Origin of the sequence: Microbacterium sp. ER1, assembly GCF_023383675.1 — a bacterium.
GTDB lineage: Bacteria > Actinomycetota > Actinomycetes > Actinomycetales > Microbacteriaceae > Microbacterium.
The window spans coordinates 1-314 of sequence record NZ_QCXO01000035.1 but is presented as its reverse complement, the minus strand read 5'-3'; the positions used below and the strand labels follow the sequence as shown (position 1 = coordinate 314).

The 314-nt window shown below is 60.5% G+C and carries 1 pseudogene; it reads left to right on the top strand.

The annotated features are described in order from the left end of the window. Nucleotides 1-314: pseudogene (locus BV453_RS01645) on the top strand (bifunctional acetaldehyde-CoA/alcohol dehydrogenase); the annotation flags it as partial.

Genomic DNA, 314 nt, shown 5'->3' with positions numbered 1-314 from the left:
ATCGGTGACATCTACAACGCGTTCATCCCTTCGCTCACGCTCGGCTGTGGTTCGTACGGACACAACTCCGTGTCGAACAACGTCTCGGCGATCAACCTGATCAACATCAAGCGCATCGGCCGGAGGAACAACAACTTGCAGTGGTTCAAGATCCCCGCGAAGACCTACTTCGAGCCGAACGCCATCCGTTACCTGGCCGACATGCGCGACGTCACCCGGGTCACCATCGTCACCGACTCGACCATGACCCGCCTGGGCTTCGTCGACAAGATCCTCGACGTGCTCAACCGCCGCGAGGGCCGCGTTGCCCTGCA